The sequence below is a fragment of the Verrucomicrobiia bacterium genome (assembly GCA_035946615.1).
In the GTDB taxonomy this organism is placed as follows: domain Bacteria; phylum Verrucomicrobiota; class Verrucomicrobiia; order Limisphaerales; family UBA8199; genus DASYZB01.
Genome location: DASYZB010000027.1, coordinates 32567 through 50224, shown reverse-complemented (window position 1 = coordinate 50224; position 17658 = coordinate 32567). Strand labels below are relative to the sequence as shown.

General features: G+C 59.3%; 12 protein-coding genes. 6 read left to right on the top strand and 6 right to left on the bottom strand.

The window, feature by feature from the left end; genetic code table 11:
- The first annotated feature begins 28 nt into the window (after positions 1-28).
- From VG146_04360 to ilvB, 4 genes are all read left to right on the top strand, one after another.
- Positions 29-907 (top strand): alpha/beta hydrolase, encoded by an 879-nt coding sequence (locus VG146_04360; protein HEV2391579.1) that lies wholly within the window; start codon positions 29-31, stop codon positions 905-907.
- Positions 908-915: 8 nt separating this feature from the next.
- Positions 916-1494 (top strand): RsmD family RNA methyltransferase, encoded by a 579-nt coding sequence (locus VG146_04355; GenBank protein HEV2391578.1) that lies wholly within the window; start codon positions 916-918, stop codon positions 1492-1494.
- Between the two features lie 15 nt (positions 1495-1509).
- A complete protein-coding gene (locus VG146_04350; protein HEV2391577.1) occupies positions 1510-3171 on the top strand; it encodes a patatin-like phospholipase family protein in 1662 nt (553 codons plus the stop codon).
- A 249-nt stretch (positions 3172-3420) separates the two neighbouring features.
- On the top strand, positions 3421-5289 hold the full coding sequence (gene ilvB, locus VG146_04345; GenBank protein HEV2391576.1) for a biosynthetic-type acetolactate synthase large subunit: 1869 nt from the start codon (positions 3421-3423) through the stop codon (positions 5287-5289).
- A 28-nt stretch (positions 5290-5317) separates the two neighbouring features.
- On the opposite strand, the gene VG146_04340 is transcribed toward ilvB, so the two are convergent.
- The gene (locus VG146_04340) at positions 5318-7651 is read right to left on the bottom strand and encodes a cation-translocating P-type ATPase (GenBank protein HEV2391575.1); all 2334 of its coding nucleotides are present in this window, start codon (positions 7649-7651) and stop codon (positions 5318-5320) included.
- Positions 7652-7922: 271 nt separating this feature from the next.
- On the bottom strand, positions 7923-8927 hold the full coding sequence (locus VG146_04335) for a hypothetical protein (GenBank protein HEV2391574.1): 1005 nt from the start codon (positions 8925-8927) through the stop codon (positions 7923-7925).
- 165 nt (positions 8928-9092) lie between these two features.
- On the opposite strand from VG146_04335, the gene VG146_04330 reads away from it, so the two are divergent.
- Complete coding sequence (locus tag VG146_04330) at positions 9093-10100, top strand: glycoside hydrolase domain-containing protein (protein HEV2391573.1); 1008 nt, start codon at positions 9093-9095, stop codon at positions 10098-10100.
- A gap of 313 nt (positions 10101-10413) precedes the next feature.
- Positions 10414-12294, top strand: coding sequence for an alpha-L-arabinofuranosidase C-terminal domain-containing protein (locus VG146_04325; protein HEV2391572.1), 1881 nt, complete (start codon positions 10414-10416; stop codon positions 12292-12294).
- A gap of 30 nt (positions 12295-12324) precedes the next feature.
- On the opposite strand, the gene VG146_04320 is transcribed toward VG146_04325, so the two are convergent.
- The 4 genes from VG146_04320 to kdpA all read right to left on the bottom strand — a co-directional run bounded on the left by VG146_04320 (position 12325) and on the right by kdpA (position 17645).
- Positions 12325-12726 (bottom strand): universal stress protein, encoded by a 402-nt coding sequence (locus VG146_04320; protein ID HEV2391571.1) that lies wholly within the window; start codon positions 12724-12726, stop codon positions 12325-12327.
- Between the two features lie 125 nt (positions 12727-12851).
- Positions 12852-13472 carry a K(+)-transporting ATPase subunit C gene (gene kdpC, locus VG146_04315; protein ID HEV2391570.1) on the bottom strand — a complete coding sequence of 207 codons (621 nt, stop codon included), beginning with the start codon at positions 13470-13472 and terminating at the stop codon, positions 12852-12854.
- 7 nt (positions 13473-13479) lie between these two features.
- Positions 13480-15720, bottom strand: a complete 2241-nt coding sequence (gene kdpB, locus VG146_04310; GenBank protein HEV2391569.1) for a potassium-transporting ATPase subunit KdpB — start codon at positions 15718-15720, stop codon at positions 13480-13482.
- An 8-nt stretch (positions 15721-15728) separates the two neighbouring features.
- A complete protein-coding gene (gene kdpA, locus VG146_04305; GenBank protein HEV2391568.1) occupies positions 15729-17645 on the bottom strand; it encodes a potassium-transporting ATPase subunit KdpA in 1917 nt (638 codons plus the stop codon).
- Positions 17646-17658: the final 13 nt, after the last annotated feature.

The window sequence follows — 17658 nt, the reverse complement described above, 5'->3', positions numbered from 1 at the left end:
GACGCGCCATGGATAAGCTTCAGCCTTAATGAAGACCGCCTTTGTGTTCCTTTTTCTCGGATTATCGTGCGTACTCTCTTCCCTGGCTGCGGAATCGTTTCCTCTCTGGCCGAACGGGGCTCCGGGCGCATTAGGGAAAGAGGAGAAGGACATCCCGACTTTGACGCCGTATTTGCCGGAGCCGGCGAAGGCCAACGGCGCTGCCATCGTGATTTGCCCGGGGGGTGGTTACGGTATGCTCGCATCGCATGAAGGGGTCGATTACGCGCGCTTCCTCAACGAACAGGGCATCGCCGGTTTTGTTCTGAAGTATCGCCTGGGCTCGGCAGGATACCGCCATCCGGCCATGCTCGAAGACGCGGCCCGCGCCCTGCGCACCGTGCGTGCCCGGGCGCGAGAATGGAATCTAGACCCCCATCGCATTGGAATTATGGGCTCTTCTGCCGGGGGACATCTGGCCTCGACGTTGTTGACTCACTTTGACTACGGCAAGCCGGATGCCACCGACCCAATCGAGCGCCAGAGTTCACGCCCGGACCTGGGGATTCTCTGTTACGCCGTCATTACGATGGGCCAATACACCCACCAAGGGACGAAACATAATTTATTGGGAGACAATCCTTCTCCGGAGCTGGTGCGATTCTTATCAAACGAGACGCAGGTGACCAAGGAGACCCCGCCTTGTTTCATCTGGCACACCTGGGAAGACCCTGTCGTGCCTGTCGAGAATGCCCTGCTGTTCGCCGAAGCGCTGCGCCGAGCCGGTGTGCCTTTCGATTTGCACATCTATCAAAAAGGCGGGCACGGGATGGGATTAGGCACCGCCAAATGGAATCCGGCGGCCAGGCATCCCTGGACGCGCGACTTGGTGTTCTGGCTGGCTCTGCACTTCACCCCTTCGGGCTAAAGTCCCTCATGCGCATTACTGGTGGCAAAGCCGCGCGGAGGCTGCTGAAAGCGCCCAAGGGCCTTGAGGTCCGGCCGACGCCCGACCTGGTGAAACAGGCGGTCTTTAATAGCCTCGGGGCGCGCGTGGCCGGGGCGCGCGTTCTCGAACTGTTTGCCGGCACCGGCGCGCTCAGCCTTGAATGCCTCAGCCGGGGCGCCCTTTCGGTTGTCTGCGTCGAGAAATCTTCGCGCCATGCGGATGTCCTGCGAGATAATTTCCAAAATACCGGTTTTGGACCGGAAACCTTCCAGGTCCGCGTGCAGGACGCCTTTGCGGCGGTGGGCCAACTGGCGGCGGCGGGAGAACGTTTCGATTTCATTATCGCCGACCCGCCTTATGGCGAAAAGAATCTCAATCGGCGCTCGACCTCGCAGGCCCAGCACTTGTTGGATGATGCCAATTTGCCTCAACTGTTTTGCCCGGGCGGCCTTTTCGTCCTGGGTCATGCCCGGCGCGACACCCTCACCATTCCACACAAATGGCATGAGGAAAAAACCCTTCGGCACGGTGACAGCATGATGCGGTTCCTCAGTCCGCGGATTTGAAAGTCCGCACCTCTCATGTCCAAGCGCCTTGCCATCACAATCTCGGGGGCGGTATCGCTCGGCAGTTTCGAGGCCGGCGTGCTTTATGAAATCATTCACGCCATCGGCCAGCACAACCAAAACCCGGACACACCCGCCGAACGCAGGCTCTTCATCGACGTGCTCACTGGCGCCTCGGCGGGTGGCATGAGTGCGACCATTGCGGCCCAGAAGCTCTTGTTTGAAAGAAATTCCCTGGACGGTCCCTATTCGAATGCCCTCTACAGCCCATGGGTGATCGATGCGGACCTTGAATCCCTCCTGGCGATGCATGGGCAGGATGACCCGTCCCAATCCATCTTCTCATCCCAATCTGTAATTGATATTTCCAAGCGCTATCTCACAGCTCGCTACGAAAATGGGCCGTCGCCTGCGCCCATTCGCCACTCGGCCTGCGCGGCCCGGTTGCACCTGGGGCTGGCGCTGGCCAACCTCAACGGAGTCGATTGCGGCCTCGCCCTCCGGCCTGCCGGACAATTCATCTATACGCGCCATCAGGATCAACTGGCTGTCCGCCTCGATGCGATGAATGCACAGGACGATGCTCTTGCGGTTTGGGACCCCCTGCGCAACGCGGCAGTATCCTGCGGCGCATTTCCCTTTGCGTTCCGGGTCATTGAGGTGCAACGCCAGGCCGCCGACTACACCAACCCAGCTCCCATTACACCCCTGACCGGCGCCTGCGCTTTCGCCTACACGGACGGAGGCACGTTTCAAAACGAACCATTGGGCCTGGCCAAAAACCTGGTCGATCAAATCGATGGCCATCTCGATGTCGATAACCGCTTCTACCTGTTCATTGCGCACGGTCCAAAGACCTCGACCGCCAGCGGCTCATTCAATGCCGGCCAGGCCAATTTCCGCAATACGGCCCTGCGCCTGGCCGGCTCGATTTTCGACCAGGCGCGTTTTCAGGATTGGGTGACGGCCGAAGCGGTGAACTCGCAAGTGGCGCTCTTCAACCGGCGGGCCGAGCAACTGCGGGATTGGCTGCGCGAGCCCCTTCCCGAAGCCAATCAGCGCGCCGCTGTTCTGCAACACGCGGCCAGCGCCCTGCTCCCCGGCTTGTTCTCCACCGAATCACCGGTGAGCAACGGGCGTGCGCCGGAGACCCTCGATCAAGCCCGCGCTCGACTGCGCGCACAATTCCTGTCCGATTACAACCGACTGCCCGCAACAACGCGCGATGTTTGGATCGATTCGATTCTGACTTTGGAAAAGGCAGCCAGCCTTGCCTCTCGCGACGAGATGACCATCTTTGGCATCACCGCCGGCCAGAACGAATTGGCTGGGGCCGAGCTTTGCGCCTTTGCGGGATTTTTCGACCGGCGCTATCGGGACCATGATTACGATCTTGGCCGCCAGAAGGCGCAGCAGTTCCTTCAGCAAGAGACCTCCTTTGGGCCGATACAGTACACACCCGAGACGATTCGGCCCATTGATACGGCGCTCAACGGGCTGAAGCTCGAGCAGATGGACCGCCCGCTCCGCGAGCAGGTCCGCGACCGCTTGCGCGTTCGTCTCCGCGAGATGATAAAGGAAGCGGGCCTCAACCCTTGGCTGATTGGCGGGGTAGTGCGAGGTGCGATTGACCTGGTCTTCATCAAACCCGAACTGGAAAAGCTCCTGGGACTCTGAAGGAGATTAATTTTTTGCAGATCTTCTTGACCCGCCAGGGCCCTTTTATTAAGGTGTTAGTTGTGTTAAGCATTCGGCAAGTTGCTCTGTTGCTGGTCGTCGTCGTAAGTGACGACGCCGTAGGGCTTTGTCGAAGCTGAACTGGATTTCGACAAAAACCCACGGCTGGAAACGGTCGTGGGTTTTTTTATGCACTTGCGACCGCTCTCCCGGAAAAACTCGGGGCTCAGCCGCAATTGCAAACAGAACATGAACAAAACTATAAAGACCGCCAGTAAAGCCGCCGACAAAGGCGTGGAGCTTGGGCCACCCATGTCCGGCAGCGAAATCCTCGTGAACGCCCTCGAACGAGAAGGGGTGGATACCATCTTCGCCTATCCCGGCGGAGCGAGCATGGAAATTCACCAGGCACTAACCCGCTCGAAGAAAATCCGCACGGTTCTGCCGCGGCACGAGCAAGGAGGCGCCTTTGCGGCCGATGGTTACGCGCGGGCGACTGGCCGGGCCGGGGTGTGCATGGCGACCAGCGGGCCCGGGGCGACCAACCTCGTCACCGGCATCGCGGACGCCTATATGGACTCGGTGCCGTTGGTAGCCATTACCGGCCAGGTGCCCCAGGCCATGATCGGCAAAGGGGGGTTCCAGGAGACTGATATTTACGGTATGACCCTGCCGGTGGTGAAGCACAGCTATTTGATTACCGACATCAACGATATTCCGCGCGTTGTGAAAGAAGCGTTTCACATCGCGCAAACGGGCCGGCCCGGGCCGGTGCTGATCGACCTGCCCAAAAACGTCCAGCAGGCGCGTACCCAACCGGTCTTCCCAAGCGAGGTCCACATGCGGGGTTATAACCCCGCGCGAAAGGCCAGTGACATCGAGCTGAACGAGATTATCGGGCTGATCGAAAAATCCGAGCGGCCTCTCTTCTATGCCGGGGGTGGCATTATTACCGGCAACGCGAGCGATGAACTGCGCCGGTTTGCCGAAGCCGCCCAAATTCCGGTCACCACCACCATCATGGGTTGCGGGGCATTTCCGGAGTCGCACCGCCTCTCCTTGCGCTGGCTCGGGATGCATGGGGCGGCTTTTGCCAATTGGGCCGTCAACGGCGAGTTCGAGCGGCGCAAAAGCTTCACCGACCCAATGAATCAAATCGCGCCCGGAGCCGATTTGCTGCTGGCTTTCGGTGTGCGCTTCGATGACCGCGTCACAGGCAGGGTGGATAAGTTCTGCGAAACCGGCACTATTGTACACCTGGATATTGATCCGTCGGAGATCAATAAGAACAAACCGGCCAATCTGCCGATCGTCAGCGACGTGAAGTGCGCCCTTGGACGGCTGCTCCAGATGGTTACTGAACGCCCGATCGAGAAGAAGTTCACCGCCTGGCACAAGCAGCTCGAGTCCTGGAAAGCCAAGGCCCCTTTTGGCTACGTGGTGAGCGACGAAGTGATGAAGTCGCAGCACATGCGCGACCACCTCAAGGGGCGCGAGAAAGAGGTTATCCTCCCGCAAATGGCCATCGAGGCCCTGTATGAGCTGACCCATGGCGAGGCGATTATCACTACCGGCGTCGGCCAGCACCAGATGTGGGCCGCCCAATTCTATAAATTCAAATCACCCCGCCAGCTTTTGACCAGCGCCGGGCTGGGCGCCATGGGCTACGGCTACCCCGCCGCCCTGGGCGCAAAGGTGGCTTGCCCAAACCGGCAGGTCGTTGATATCGACGGCGACGGCTCGTTCCTGATGAACGTGCAGGAGTTGGCCACAGCGCACATTGAAAAGATCGCTGCCAAGGCAATTATCCTGAATAACCAGCACCTGGGCATGGTGATGCAGTGGGAGGATAAATTCTATAAAGGCAACCGCGGCCACACTTACCTTGGGGACCCGGACAACCGCCAGCAGATTTACCCCGATTACGTCGCGGTGTGCAACAGTTTCAACGTCAAATGTGAGCGGGTGGTGTACCGGAAGGACTTGCGCCCGGCCTTGCAGCGGATGCTCGATGCCGAGGAACCCTACGTGCTTGACATCGTGGTGCCGTACACCGAGCACGTGCTGCCTTTCATCCCAGCCGGCAAGACGGTTGCCGACATGATTTGGCAGGCCTGAAATACAGTATCGAATTGCTCTTGGGCGGCTACCGGTTTCGCAACCGCCATCCCCTGAGCCGTAACGCATTCCCTATCACCACCAGGTCGGACATGCCCATCGCGGCAGCGCACAAAATCGGACTCAAGAAACCTAGCGCGGCCAGGGGAATGCCAACGGCATTGTAAAAGAAGGCCCAGAACAGATTCTGCTTTATCGTCCTCAAGGTGGCCCGGGCCAAACCAAGGCTTTCCGGGACTGCCTCGATTTCCGATTTCAGGAGGATAATATCCGCCGCTTCACGGGCAATATCACTGGCGCGGCTAACGGCTATGCCGAGGTCTGCCTGTTCGAGGGCAGGGGCATCGTTGATGCCATCCCCCACAAACGCCACCCGCTCGCCCTGCTTCTGCAGGCGCGCCACTAATTCACCCTTACGCTCGGGGCGGACCTGGGCAAAAACATGCTCAGGTCGAATGCCGGCCTCTTGGGCAATACTCGATGCGGTCAGGGCATTATCGCCAGTAACGAGATACGTTTTGAACCCTTCAGCATCGAGTCGCTCAATCACTTCACGCGCGCCGGGTTTGAGTCTATCACGCACTGCAAACAGGCCGGCCAAAGAGCCTCCCAAAGCCAGACCTGCTATTGTCGCCCCCTGGCTGGACCATTCCTGGACAAAACTCCTTCCGGGTTCGAGGTCCACGCCTGATTCAGCCAACCAGGCCAACGAACCTAAGCGAGCCAGAGGGGCCGATGCGGCCCGATCGATGCTATTGACGAACCGCCCCTGGACACCGGCGCCCTGAATTTCCTGCCAATCGCTCAAATCCATGTTCGCTGAAGAAGCTTCTGCCAGCACCCGGCTGATGGGATGTGTCGAGTGCCGGGCCAGTGCAGCGGCCCAAGCGCGGCTGTTTCCGGACAGCCCCGCTGGATTGGCTGAGGGTTGGCTCTCCTGGACTGGCGGTTCCCAGGACTGTGCCAAAGCCGGCTTGCCTAATGTCAGCGTGCCGGTTTTATCGAAAACCACAGCGGTCACCTGGCCGGCCTTTTCGAGGGCGACGCCGTCGCGGATGAGAATCCCGCGTTGTGCGGCGGCATTGGAGCCTGCCATAATGGCGGCGGGAGTGGCCAAGCCCATGGCGCAGGGGCAGGCGATAATCAGGACCGCCGCGGCGCTGATGAAGCCGGCAGCCAGAGGGCCAACCGGCAGCGGAGCGTGCCAGAGGAACTGAGCGAGCCATTGATGAGCCAGGGTTGCTGATTGGGGCGCCAAGCCCCACCAAAGCCCGGCAGCCAAAGCAATGAGAACAACTATCGGCACGAACACGCTGCTGACCCGATCCCCCAACCGCTGAATATTGGCGCGGCTATTCTGTGCCCGTTGAACCGCGGCGATGATGTGCGCCAGGGCCGTCTGCTCGCCGGTGGCGTTCACGCGCATCAGCAGGCGCCCGTTCAGGTTCACGGTGCCGGTGTAGAGCTCAGCCCCCGGCTTCTTATCCACCGCTGCCGATTCACCCGTCAGCATCGATTCATCCACCGCCGAATGGCCTTCCAACACCAAGCCGTCCACAGGCACCCGGTCGCCTGGACGCAAAGCGATTAAATCCCCCTGTGCAAGCGCGCCCACCGGGACCTCGGTCTCGGCGCCATCGCTGTTCCTGCGCCGGGCCATCGCGGGCGCCAGGTCCAGCAAGTTGCGCAAAGCGCTCGATGCGCGCACGCTGACCCGGGATTCTACCCAATGTCCCACGCTGATGAGGGTAATAATCGCCGCTGCTTCCATGAAATAAATATGAACCACCTGGCCGCTCCGCAAGGCCCAGGCGCTGTAGGCGAACGCGGTCGTCGAGCCCAGCGCTACCAGCGTGTCCATGTTCGAGTTGCCTGCCTTGAGTTGCGTCCAAGCTCCGCGATAAAAACGGGCGCCGGCAAAAACCTGGACCACTCCTGACAGCGCGAAGGACATCCATTGAAACCACCGTGCCAGCCCTAAGCCAAATACCCATTCGCCCAGAACCAAAAAAACCGTGATGGGAACACCCAACCAGATATTCAGCCGCCATCCCGCAAGGTGCTCATGCTTGTGCTCCGGTTGGGCGTGCTCGACGATAGTTGCCCCATAACCCTCCTGCTGGACTGCTTGAACCAGCGCCGTTGTGTCTTGAGGCGCGGCAGCCGTCCACCGTACCGTGGCATGATGCGCGTCCAGATTTACAAAAGCCCCCTCCACCCCTTTGACGCCTTCAATGGCCTGCGCCACGTGCCGCGCGCAATTGCCGCACGTCATACCGGTAATCTCCAGCTCGGTAACGGGCCCCGGCCCGGGCTGTTTAAGCTGTGTCTCGTTTAATGGGATGAGTGGTTCAGTCGGCATAATTCTCATCGGCACTTTTAACCTTACGCCAGGTTTGGGTTGGATTCCAACCCCAGCGGAGCGCGCTTCGTCCGCGGGCGGAGGGCTAATGACAAGGTCAGTTCCAAACCTTTGTAGGAGATGACGTAAGGAGTCGCCCATTAGGGCACTGATCAAGATTGTCAGCCGGCCGCCTTTGGTTCACCCGGAAGTTGCTGATCAGAGACTGCTTACGTCGTCTCCTACACTCAGGAATGGCGGCTCGTTGCTTCGGCTCTGTCATTAGCCCCGCTCAAAGCACTGCGGCAAACCGCAGCCCCCGCGTGCTGATGCGCAGTTGGCCGAATCCGAACTGTTGGAGTATTGCTTCGTAAATGATGGTTCCGGTCAGAATCACATCCGCGCGGTTGGGGGGCAGACCCTGAACATGCCTCCGCGCCTCCAAGGGCAGGCTCCAAAGGTGCTCATTGTGCCATCGCAACCGGTCGAGGGTAATGGATGTCGCTTCAAGGCGCTCCCGATTGAAGCTCTCCAGCTTCGCTTCCATGCAGCCCAAGATGCTGGCCGTTCCCCCCGTGCTGATGAGTTGAATCTTACCATCGGCGCCATCTCTCTCTCGTTCCCGAGCTAGAAGCGGGTTGAGTGCCGGCTCTACTTCGCGTTGCAGGAACGATTTCACCCACGCACGGCATGCGGCCAGTTCACCGGGTTGTGGCGGGTCGCTGTGCGCTATTTTTTCCATCAGACGCACCGTGCCCAGCGCGAAACTGCAGGCAAAATCCTTTTGCTCGCCGCGCCCCAGAATAAACTCGCTGCTGCCACCGCCGACATCCACCAGCAGCAGCAGTTGGCTTGACAACCGCGGGTCGGTGGTCACCCCGCGAAAAACCCAATCGGCTTCCTGTTGGCCGGAGATGATTTCGAGGTCCAACCCGCTGGCCTCGTGGATAGCCGTTACCAGCTCGGCGGCATTCTGCGCGTCCCGCGCTGCGCTGGTGGCAATGACTCGAATGCTGCCCGCCCCCAACTCCCGCGCCCGCGTGGCGAACTGTGCCACCGCCGCGGCGCTCTGGCTGATCGGACCGGGCTGGAGTCGGTGGCTTTGATAGAAACCTTGCCCTCCGAGGCGGGTCTGATGGCTTTGCTCGAACACCGGGTTGACGCAGTGGCCGCTGGCCCGGGCCACCAGCAGTTTGATTGAGTTGGTGCCCACGTCAATGACCGCGCGACAGGCGGGCTGGGTGTTGCCCTCCGCCACAGGTTGTTTGTCGGCGCGATTTAAAACCTGGTCATTCATGCACGGCATTTTGTAAAGCGCCAGCGATTCTGTCCGGTTTGACCACAGTTCCAGTTCCGAAAGTCCTAAAGATGGACCATGCGCCCGCTTCTGGCGAGTGCTGAAAAATGCAGGCTAGCAGGCTAGTTTTCTCCTGTTCAATGGGACTCGCGGCGCGCCTCCCTGGTGCACAACGAGGTTCACTCCGGCAAGACGGCCCTGCTGATCTATGACGACAAGGTCAACCAGAATGTCGTGGTCACCTACGAGCCTTTAATCGCCATACCCCCCAAGGGTCTGCATCTGAGGGGCTGGTATCGGACGGCGGTTCCGGGCCACCGGTTTATGGTGTCGCTGAATCATTACGATGCCAACAAACGGTGGATTTCGGGACGGAATCGAGACTTTGCCATAACTGGAGACGGCCATTGGCAATCCGCCGATTATGTCGTGACGGACTTTCCCGCGGGCGCAAAGTACGTCCGCCTGAACCTCATGGGCACCCTGTGGACGGACTCGGGAGACAAGCTCGGGCTGGTCTGGTTCGATGATATCTCCCTGCAGGACGCGGGTACGGGCGAGGAATTGGCCAAAGGGGGCGATTTTGAGCAGGAGTCGCGCAAAGAACCGTGTCTGCCCGCTGACCAGTTACGTCCGGCGTTTGACTTCAGCGCTTGGGACAAGGCGATGGCGCAGACCATGGACACGTATCATTTCAACTCCTTTTCGGTGCGGGTGCCGGGGCTGGGGGGAGGCACCTTTTACGAACTCTCGCAGCCGAGCCTTGGCGGTTTCGGCGAGACCTCGCCGGAATACCCGCTGTTGCTGGGTTCTTATTGCCGGCAACTGGAGTCGCATCTCCGAGCCAAGGGGTGGCTCGACGATGCCTATATTTCCTGGTTCGATGAGCCGAGTGAGGACCAATTCCCGTTTCTGCAAAAGGGCTTTGGCAAACTTAAAGAGTATTCTCCTGGCATCACGCGGATGATCACCAAACGCGTCGAACCCGGTCTGATGGGCGGGCCCAATCTCTGGTGCTCAATCTCCGACCAGTACCAACCGGAACCTTCCGATGCGCGGAGAAAATTCCAGGAGCGTTTCTGGTGGTATGTGTGCACGACGGAGTATGACGGAGTTCACCAAGGACGGCGGTCCCATCGAGAGCCGGCGCGATCAAATTGCGCGCGCGATTGAGTCGTTGTGAGGCTGTGGCGCGCGTGGTGCATCAGGAGCGTAAGACGGACCGCTTTCCGACCTTGTAAGGGACGGCGTCTTCTTTGATGTGGAAACCGATTTCTGGCTTGGGCGGCAGTGGTGCAGGGGCGAGAAGAGGGCGCAGTTTCTCATAAGTCTCATGAGAGTTCTCGGTCGGTTGCGCGAAGACTAGCCAGACAGGATTGGTTGTCAATCATCTTAGCGTGATTTGTTCGCGACGTCCTTCGGGTTCAGAGTGTCGGGTTCAGAGTTGCTGCTGTGCTGCCGTTAGGCCATCAATTAGGTTATCATCATGAAAAATAAAGCGCGCCTTGAGCTGCTGGTCCTCTGCCTTGCGGTCCTCTCACCGCGTTTGCCGGCGAGAGCCGAAGAGCCATCGACTCGCAACACCATCATTCGAGCCCAACCCCTTCACGCGGGCCGGATTGACCCAAAGCTATTCGGTAATTTTATCGAATTGCTCGATGATGTTGTGCCGGGGATGTGGGCGCAAATGCTCAATGACCGTTCCTTTGAAGGAGTCACGCGCGCAGCCGATTGGTGCTATTACGACGGGTCCCTTGATATCTGTGACCGGCAATGGGATTCCAATCCAACCTGGGGTTACGATGCCGAAAACCCATTCAATGGCGCGCGCAGCGCCAAAGTCACGGCTACTGCGTCACGCCCCGGAACCCTGACCCAATCCGGATTGGCTGTAAAAAAGGGGATGAGTTATGAGTTCACGGGCTTTTTCAGGTCGGATAGCCCACACCTCAAAGCCACTGTGAGATTGAAAGTGCCCCTGCCCACCGAGAATTGGCTGACATTGGCATCAGCGCCGCTCTCAGCATTTTCGAAACAGTGGCAAAAACAGGCGTTGCAATTGGCTTCAATCGGCGGGACCGACCGCGTGGTGTTCGAATTGCACGTCGAAGGAGAGGGGCACTTGTGGGCGGATAAACTTTCGTTAATGCCGGGCGACAATCTTGAGGGCTGGCGCCAGGATGTCATCGAGGCCACGAGGGAAGTGCACCCGTCCATCGTGCGCTGGGGCGGCTCCGCCGTGGACCCCGGGGCGTATCGCTGGAAGAACGGCATTGGAGATCGCGACCAGCGGGTCCCGTTTCCTAACAAGAACTGGGGCCGTATCGATCCCAATGACGTGGGCATCGACGAATTCTGCCAGTTTTGCCAATTAACGGCTGTCGAACCGCTCATCTGTGTGAGCTTCGCGGACGGGGCTCAAAGTGCCGGCGAACTAGTCGAGTATTGTAATGGGAGCGCCCAGTCAAAGTGGGGGGCGAAACGGGCGTCCAACGGGCATCCCGCATCCTACCGGGTGAAGTATTGGCAGATCGGCAACGAGATAAGCGGGGATGATCCACATTATCTGGATGCGATTGGCGAATTCTTGCGGTTAATGCGGCAGGCGGACCCGGCGATTGCCATCCTCAGCTCGTTGCCAACGCGTAAACTGCTCGACCGGGTGGGCGCCGGTCTGGATTACATCGCACCGCATCATTACACCCAGAACCTCGCCGAGTGCGACCAGGACTTCCAGAATTTGGCGCAAATGCTCGATGGCATTCCGGGGTGTGGCCAGGTTAAGATCGCCGTAACCGAATGGAACATTGATGGCGGCAGTTGGGGCCTGGGCCGTGCCAGGATGATGACGCTTGCGGGGGCCTTAATGAACGCGCGCTACCTCCATGTCGTCATGCGCCACTCAGATAAAGTGGAGATCGCCTGCCGCTCTAATATGGCCAACAGCTACTGCGGCGCAATTTACGAAACCTCCGCCGCAGGGTTCGGCCTGCTCAAGCGGCCCAGCTATTACATCATGCAGCTCTACGCGCGCCATGCCAGGCCGCTTCCTTTAACATTGGTCCAGCCCAACTCCGGCCCGGACCTGTTCGCCTGCGAGTCACTCGACAAAAAATCCCTGGCTATCTTTGCCGTCAATCTGAAACGGCAGCCGCTCAACTGGTCCTTCGCCTTCGACGGATTCGCTGGCCGCGCGCGCGCGGTAAAAGCGGAGGCGGTTTGCGATGTTCTCAATGCGGGGCAGCCGGACGTGATGAATCACTGGAATGAACCAGAGCGGGTAAGAATTGTGCAACTAATGCCGCAGGCCAACAGCATCACTCTGCCTCCGCTATCCGCTACCGCTCTGGAATGCGAGATCGAATAGCTGCCCAATCCAGCACGCAGCACCTGCTTTTTATGCGGGAACCACCAGCAGAGGGCGGGCGGCATTTCGAATCACCCGCCGGACCGTGTGCTGTGAAAAGGGCCTCCAGCCTGGCTGGGCGCTGCTTTTGCCTAGAATCAACAGATCGAAATCGCCGCTCTTCTCGACGATTTTCTCCCAAGGCAATCCCTCCTCGATCAGCGTTTGCGCCTCGACCTGGCCGCTCAAGGACCACGCCAAACGGCCCATTTGGACGGAGCCTTCGGCCCAGCGTTGTTTCATGAGCTCTTCAGCCGTGCCTAACTCCCCACGCGCCGGTTGCGCATTGATATTGATGACGTGGAGAATTGTCAGCGTGGCCCCGCATTGGCTCGCCAGCGCGATAGCGCGCTCAGCCGCTTTGAGAGAAGCTGGCGAGAAATCTGTGGCCAAAAGAATTCTGCGGACAGGATTCCCCCGGTTTCCAGACAAGACCTTGGCGCAAGGGGACAAACAGGGACTTGCCGAGCTCGCCTCTGCGAGGTGTGTTGTAGGTTCCATACCCCAAAGCGATGGTTTCATCGGGCTTGTGCTACAGATTTTGCTCCGGTCAAGGGAACGGCGGCGTCCAAGGCCAGGTTTAATTCCAACACATTCACACCCGGTTCGCCCAGCACTCCCAGGGAGGCGGGATCGATGTACTGCCCGATAAGGTCCCGCACTTTCTCCAATGGAAGCCCGCGCGCTTTGGCGATGCGGGCGGCCTGGAGTTCAGCGTTTTGCAGGCTGATATGCGGGTCCAGCCCGCTGCCTGAGCCCGTAACCGCATCGGCCGGAACCGCGGCATTGGTTGCCAGGCCGTTTTGTGAGCGATAATCGGCGACGTTTTGAGCTATGGCCTCCCGTAGTTTCTGCGAGGTTGGGCCCAGGTTGCTCCCGCTGGAATTGGCGGCATCATAGCTATTGCCCGCCGAGGAGGGGCGTGAGTGGAAATACTTGTCTGCTGTAAACTGCTGCCCGATCAGCCGTGAGCCGCGCACCGTTCCGTCCGGTTCAACAATGAGGCTGCCATTGGCGCGGTCTCGAAAGAAGACCTGGGCAATTCCGAAAACGGCCAGCGGGTAAAGCCCGCAACAGACCACCGCAAGAACCAGCGTGGTCACGATCGAGCTGCGAAGTTCGGCAAAGAAGTTTTTCATAAGATTGTTAGGCCAGCCTCAGAGAGGTGATGAGCACATCGATGATTTTGATCCCGATGAACGGGATGATAACGCCGCCTAACCCGTAAATGAGCAGGTTGCGTTGGAGAATCGCCAGGGCCCCCATCGGTTTATAAGCTACCCCGCGCAGTGCCAGCGGGATGAGGGCGATGATGATGACCGCGTTGAAAATGACTGCGCTGAGGATGGCGCTGGCTGGGCTCTGCAGGCGCATGAGGTTCAATGGAGCAATAGCCGGAAAGGTGGCCATCAGCATCGCGGGCACGATGGCGAAGTATTTGGCGACATCATTGGCGATGCTGAACGTGGTCAGGGAACCGCGAGTGATGAGCAGTTGCTTTCCGATTTCGACGATCTCAATGAGCTTGGTCGGATTGCTGTCCAAATCCACCATATTACCGGCCTCGCGGGCGGCCTGTGTTCCTGTATTCATGGCTACGCCGACGTCGGCCTGGGCCAGGGCCGGGGCGTCGTTGGTGCCGTCCCCGGTCATGGCGACCAAGTGGCCGGCGGCCTGTTCGCTGCGGATGCGCTTGAGCTTGGCTTCGGGAGTTGCCTGGGCGATGAAGTCATCGACCCTGGCCTCGGCGGCAATAGCGGCGGCTGTCTGCGGATTATCGCCGGTAATCATCACGGTGCGAATGCCCATCTTGCGCAGTTGAGCGAACCGTTCCTTGATGCCGCCCTTAACGACGTCCTTGAGGTGAATAACACCCAAAACCTCGGGGCCGTCTGAAACGACCAGCGGCGTGCCGCCCGAGCGCGAGATTTCATCAACCGCTTGAGTGACAGCCTGTGGAAACCTCCCGCCCAACCGCTCGAGGTGCGCCCGCATGGCCTCGGCTGCGCCTTTGCGAATGGTCCGTATGCTCTGAGGAGCCTGGGGTGGATTGCAGGTGGAGGGACCCCTCTCCCCTTCGGCCCCTTCTGAAAGGGCGAGGGAGAGGCCTCTGCAGCTTACCGTTGTAGCGCATGATGCAGACTCCTCTGTAACCCGCGCCACCGGCATCGCCGCTACTAAAGCAACTCCGCCACCTCCTTGGCGATTTTGCTCCTGGCCGGCATCTGAGTCGTGTGGCCCGGCATAGAAATCAACGCCGCTCATCCGTGTTTGGGCCGTAAACGGGACAAATTTCGCGTGCGTTTCGGCTACTTCCCGGGCGCGCAGATTGAACCGTTGCTTGGCCAAAACGACAACCGAGCGGCCTTCCGGGGTTTCATCAGCGAGGGAAGCGAGTTGAGCGGCATCGGCGAGGCGCTCCGGGGCGACCCCTGGCGCAGGAATGAAATCCGTCGCCATGCGGTTGCCCAGGGTGATGGTGCCGGTTTTGTCCAACAGCAGCACATCCACATCCCCGGCGGCTTCCACAGCGCGTCCGCTGGTGGCCATTACATTGCGGCGGATGAGGCGGTCAATGCCGCTGATGCCGATGGCGCTGAGCAAACCGCCAATGGTGGTGGGGATCAGGCATACCAGCAACGCCACCAGCACCGGCACCGAGAAGAGCACGCCCGAATAAATGCCAAACGGTTTCAGCGTCACACAGACCAGCAGGAAGATAAATGTCAGGGCCGCCAAGAGGATAGTCAGGGCGATTTCGTTGGGAGTCTTTTGGCGGCTGGCCCCTTCAACCATCGCAATCATCCGGTCTAGAAAGGCCTGGCCTTTCTCCTGCGTCACCCGGAGCACGATACGATCGCTGATGACCCGCGTGCCGCCTGTGACCGCGCTGCGGTCGCCGCCGCTTTCGCGAATGACCGGCGCCGATTCACCCGTGATGGCCGACTCATCCACACTGGCGATGCCTTCGACTACTTCACCGTCGGCTGGAATTGTGTCGCCAGCCTCGCACACGACGAGGTCGCCCTTCTGCAACAGGGTCGCGGGCGCCTTTTCCTCCCGTTTATCGCGAAGGCGCCGGGCTATAGTATCCTTGCGCGCTTTGCGCAGGCTCTCCGCTTGCGCCTTGCCTCGCCCTTCGGCCACCGCTTCGGCGAAGTTTGCGAAAAGCACGGTGAACCAGAGCCAAATGGCCAATTGCGTGATGAAACAGCGCTCGGCGGCTGCGCCAGTAAAGATGCCGGCGGTGGTCAGAATCGCGCCGACCATGGTAACGAACATGACCGGGTTCTTAACCATCAACCGCGGGTCCAGTTTGCGAAACGAGTCCCCGATTGCCGGTCCGGCAATGTTCCAATCAAAGAGAGACGGAGGTTTTTGCTGCATAGTGTTCCCTAAAAGAGTTGTCCTTTACCCATGAGAAAATGCTCGACGATGGGTCCCAACGTCAGTCCCGGGAGAAAGTTGAGGGCGCCGACCAGGAGAATGGTTCCGAGCAGTAATACGACAAAGGTAAAGCCGGATACGGGGAAAGTGCCGGCGCTGGGCGGTGCAATCTTTTTGCGGGCGAGAGAGCCGGCCAGGCCCATGATGGGAACGATCATCAGGAACCGTCCAATCAACATGGCCAATCCCAGTGTGGTGTTGTACCAGGGAGTATTGCCGCTGAGACCCGCAAAGGCGCTCCCATTATTGCCGTTTGTCGAGCTGGATGCGTAAAGAATTTCACTCAATCCGTGCGGGCCGTTGTTGTTCAACCCTGCCAGGCCCCACGCGCTAACCGAGGCCCAGGCGGCAAAACCCAGAATGGAAACCGCCAGCACCAACGGCGCCAGCATCGACATCTTTACTTCGTACGATTGGATTTTCTTGCCAAGATACTCTGGTGTTCGCCCCACCATGAGGCCGGCGATAAACACGGCCAGCACCACGAATACCAGCATCCCGTAAAGGCCGGCCCCCACGCCCCCAAAGATGATCTCGCCAAGCTGGATGTTGAACAGGGGAACGAACCCGCCCAGGGGGGTAAAGGAATCGTGCATCGAGTTGACCGCGCCACACGAAGCATCGGTGGTGATGGTGGCGAACAGGGCCGAATTGAAAATGCCGAAGCGGACCTCTTTGCCTTCCATGTTTCCATCAGCGGCTGAAACTCCGAGTTGCTGGTGGAGCGGATTGCCCGCCGCCTCGGAGTGCCAGCATAACAAGGCACCAGCCAGAAATAGAACCGTCATCGCGGCCCACACGGACCACCCATGCGCCTGGTTCTTCACCATCCGGCCCAGGTAATAAGTCAGGCCGCTCCCAATCGAAAAGATCGAGAGCATTTGAATGAAATTCGACAGCGGCGTGGGATTTTCGAACGGGTGCGCCGCGTTGGCGTTCATAAAACCTCCGCCGTTGGTCCCCAGCATCTTGATGGCTACTTGAGAAGCCACCGGTCCCTGGGCAATCACCTGTTCCTCGATTTTTTGGTCCACCATAACCGGCACGTTGGTCATGACCGGCTGGCCCTTGTCGTCGAGCTTGGGAACGTCGATCATCACGGCGACGCCATTGGCCATGAGCGGGTTTCCGGCTGCGTCCAGTTTGGGCGTCTGTACCAGCACAGCGATATTTGTTGTAACCGGCTGGCCTTTGTCATCCGTTTTGGGGACCTGCACGGTAAATGGTTCGATGAGCTTGGCCTTTGTGTAGGGCTTGAAGTTTTGAAGCATGCCCTGCGAGACCAGGAAAACGGCAAAAACCAGGCAGATAGGCAGCAGCAGGTAATAGGTGGTGCGCATCAAGTCCCCCCAAAAATTGCCAATGGTTGCGGCCGAATGCCGCGCGATGCCGCGCACCAGGGCAGCGGCTAGAGCGATGCCAACCGCGGCTGAAGCAAAGTTGTGAATGACCAGGCCCACCATCTGCGACAAATAGGACATCGTGGACTCGCCTCCGTAGTTCTGCCAGTTGGTGTTGGTGGTAAAACTAACCGCCGTGTTGAACGCCAGGTCCGGACTGACCGGCCCCAGGCGCTGCGGGTTCAGCGGCAGCCACTGTTGCAACCGCAGAATTGCGTAAGTAAACAAGCAACTCACCAGGCTGAAGAGCAGCATGGCAAACGCATATTCTTTCCAATCCTGCTCCTTTTCGGGGTTGGCCCCTATCAGCCGATAGGTGAGTCGCTCAAAGGGTTTGATGATGGGGTCCAGCCAGGTCCGGCCATTGGCATCGAGGACCTGGACCAGGTAAAGCCCCATCGGTTTGGTGATGAGCGCTAACGCCCCCACATACAAACAAAGTTGCAACCAATCAATCGAATGCATAGTCGCTCTGGAT

Coding starts and splice junctions, on each gene's coding strand:
- VG146_04360 (HEV2391579.1), top strand. CDS start 29: ATGAAGACCGCCTTTGTGTTCCTTTTTCTCGGATTATCGTGCGTACTC.
- VG146_04355 (HEV2391578.1), top strand. CDS start 916: ATGCGCATTACTGGTGGCAAAGCCGCGCGGAGGCTGCTGAAAGCGCCC.
- VG146_04350 (HEV2391577.1), top strand. CDS start 1,510: ATGTCCAAGCGCCTTGCCATCACAATCTCGGGGGCGGTATCGCTCGGC.
- ilvB (HEV2391576.1), top strand. CDS start 3,421: ATGAACAAAACTATAAAGACCGCCAGTAAAGCCGCCGACAAAGGCGTG.
- VG146_04340 (HEV2391575.1), bottom strand. CDS start 7,651: ATGCCGACTGAACCACTCATCCCATTAAACGAGACACAGCTTAAACAG.
- VG146_04335 (HEV2391574.1), bottom strand. CDS start 8,927: ATGAATGACCAGGTTTTAAATCGCGCCGACAAACAACCTGTGGCGGAG.
- VG146_04325 (HEV2391572.1), top strand. CDS start 10,414: ATGAAAAATAAAGCGCGCCTTGAGCTGCTGGTCCTCTGCCTTGCGGTC.
- kdpC (HEV2391570.1), bottom strand. CDS start 13,472: ATGAAAAACTTCTTTGCCGAACTTCGCAGCTCGATCGTGACCACGCTG.
- kdpB (HEV2391569.1), bottom strand. CDS start 15,720: ATGCAGCAAAAACCTCCGTCTCTCTTTGATTGGAACATTGCCGGACCG.
- kdpA (HEV2391568.1), bottom strand. CDS start 17,645: ATGCATTCGATTGATTGGTTGCAACTTTGTTTGTATGTGGGGGCGTTA.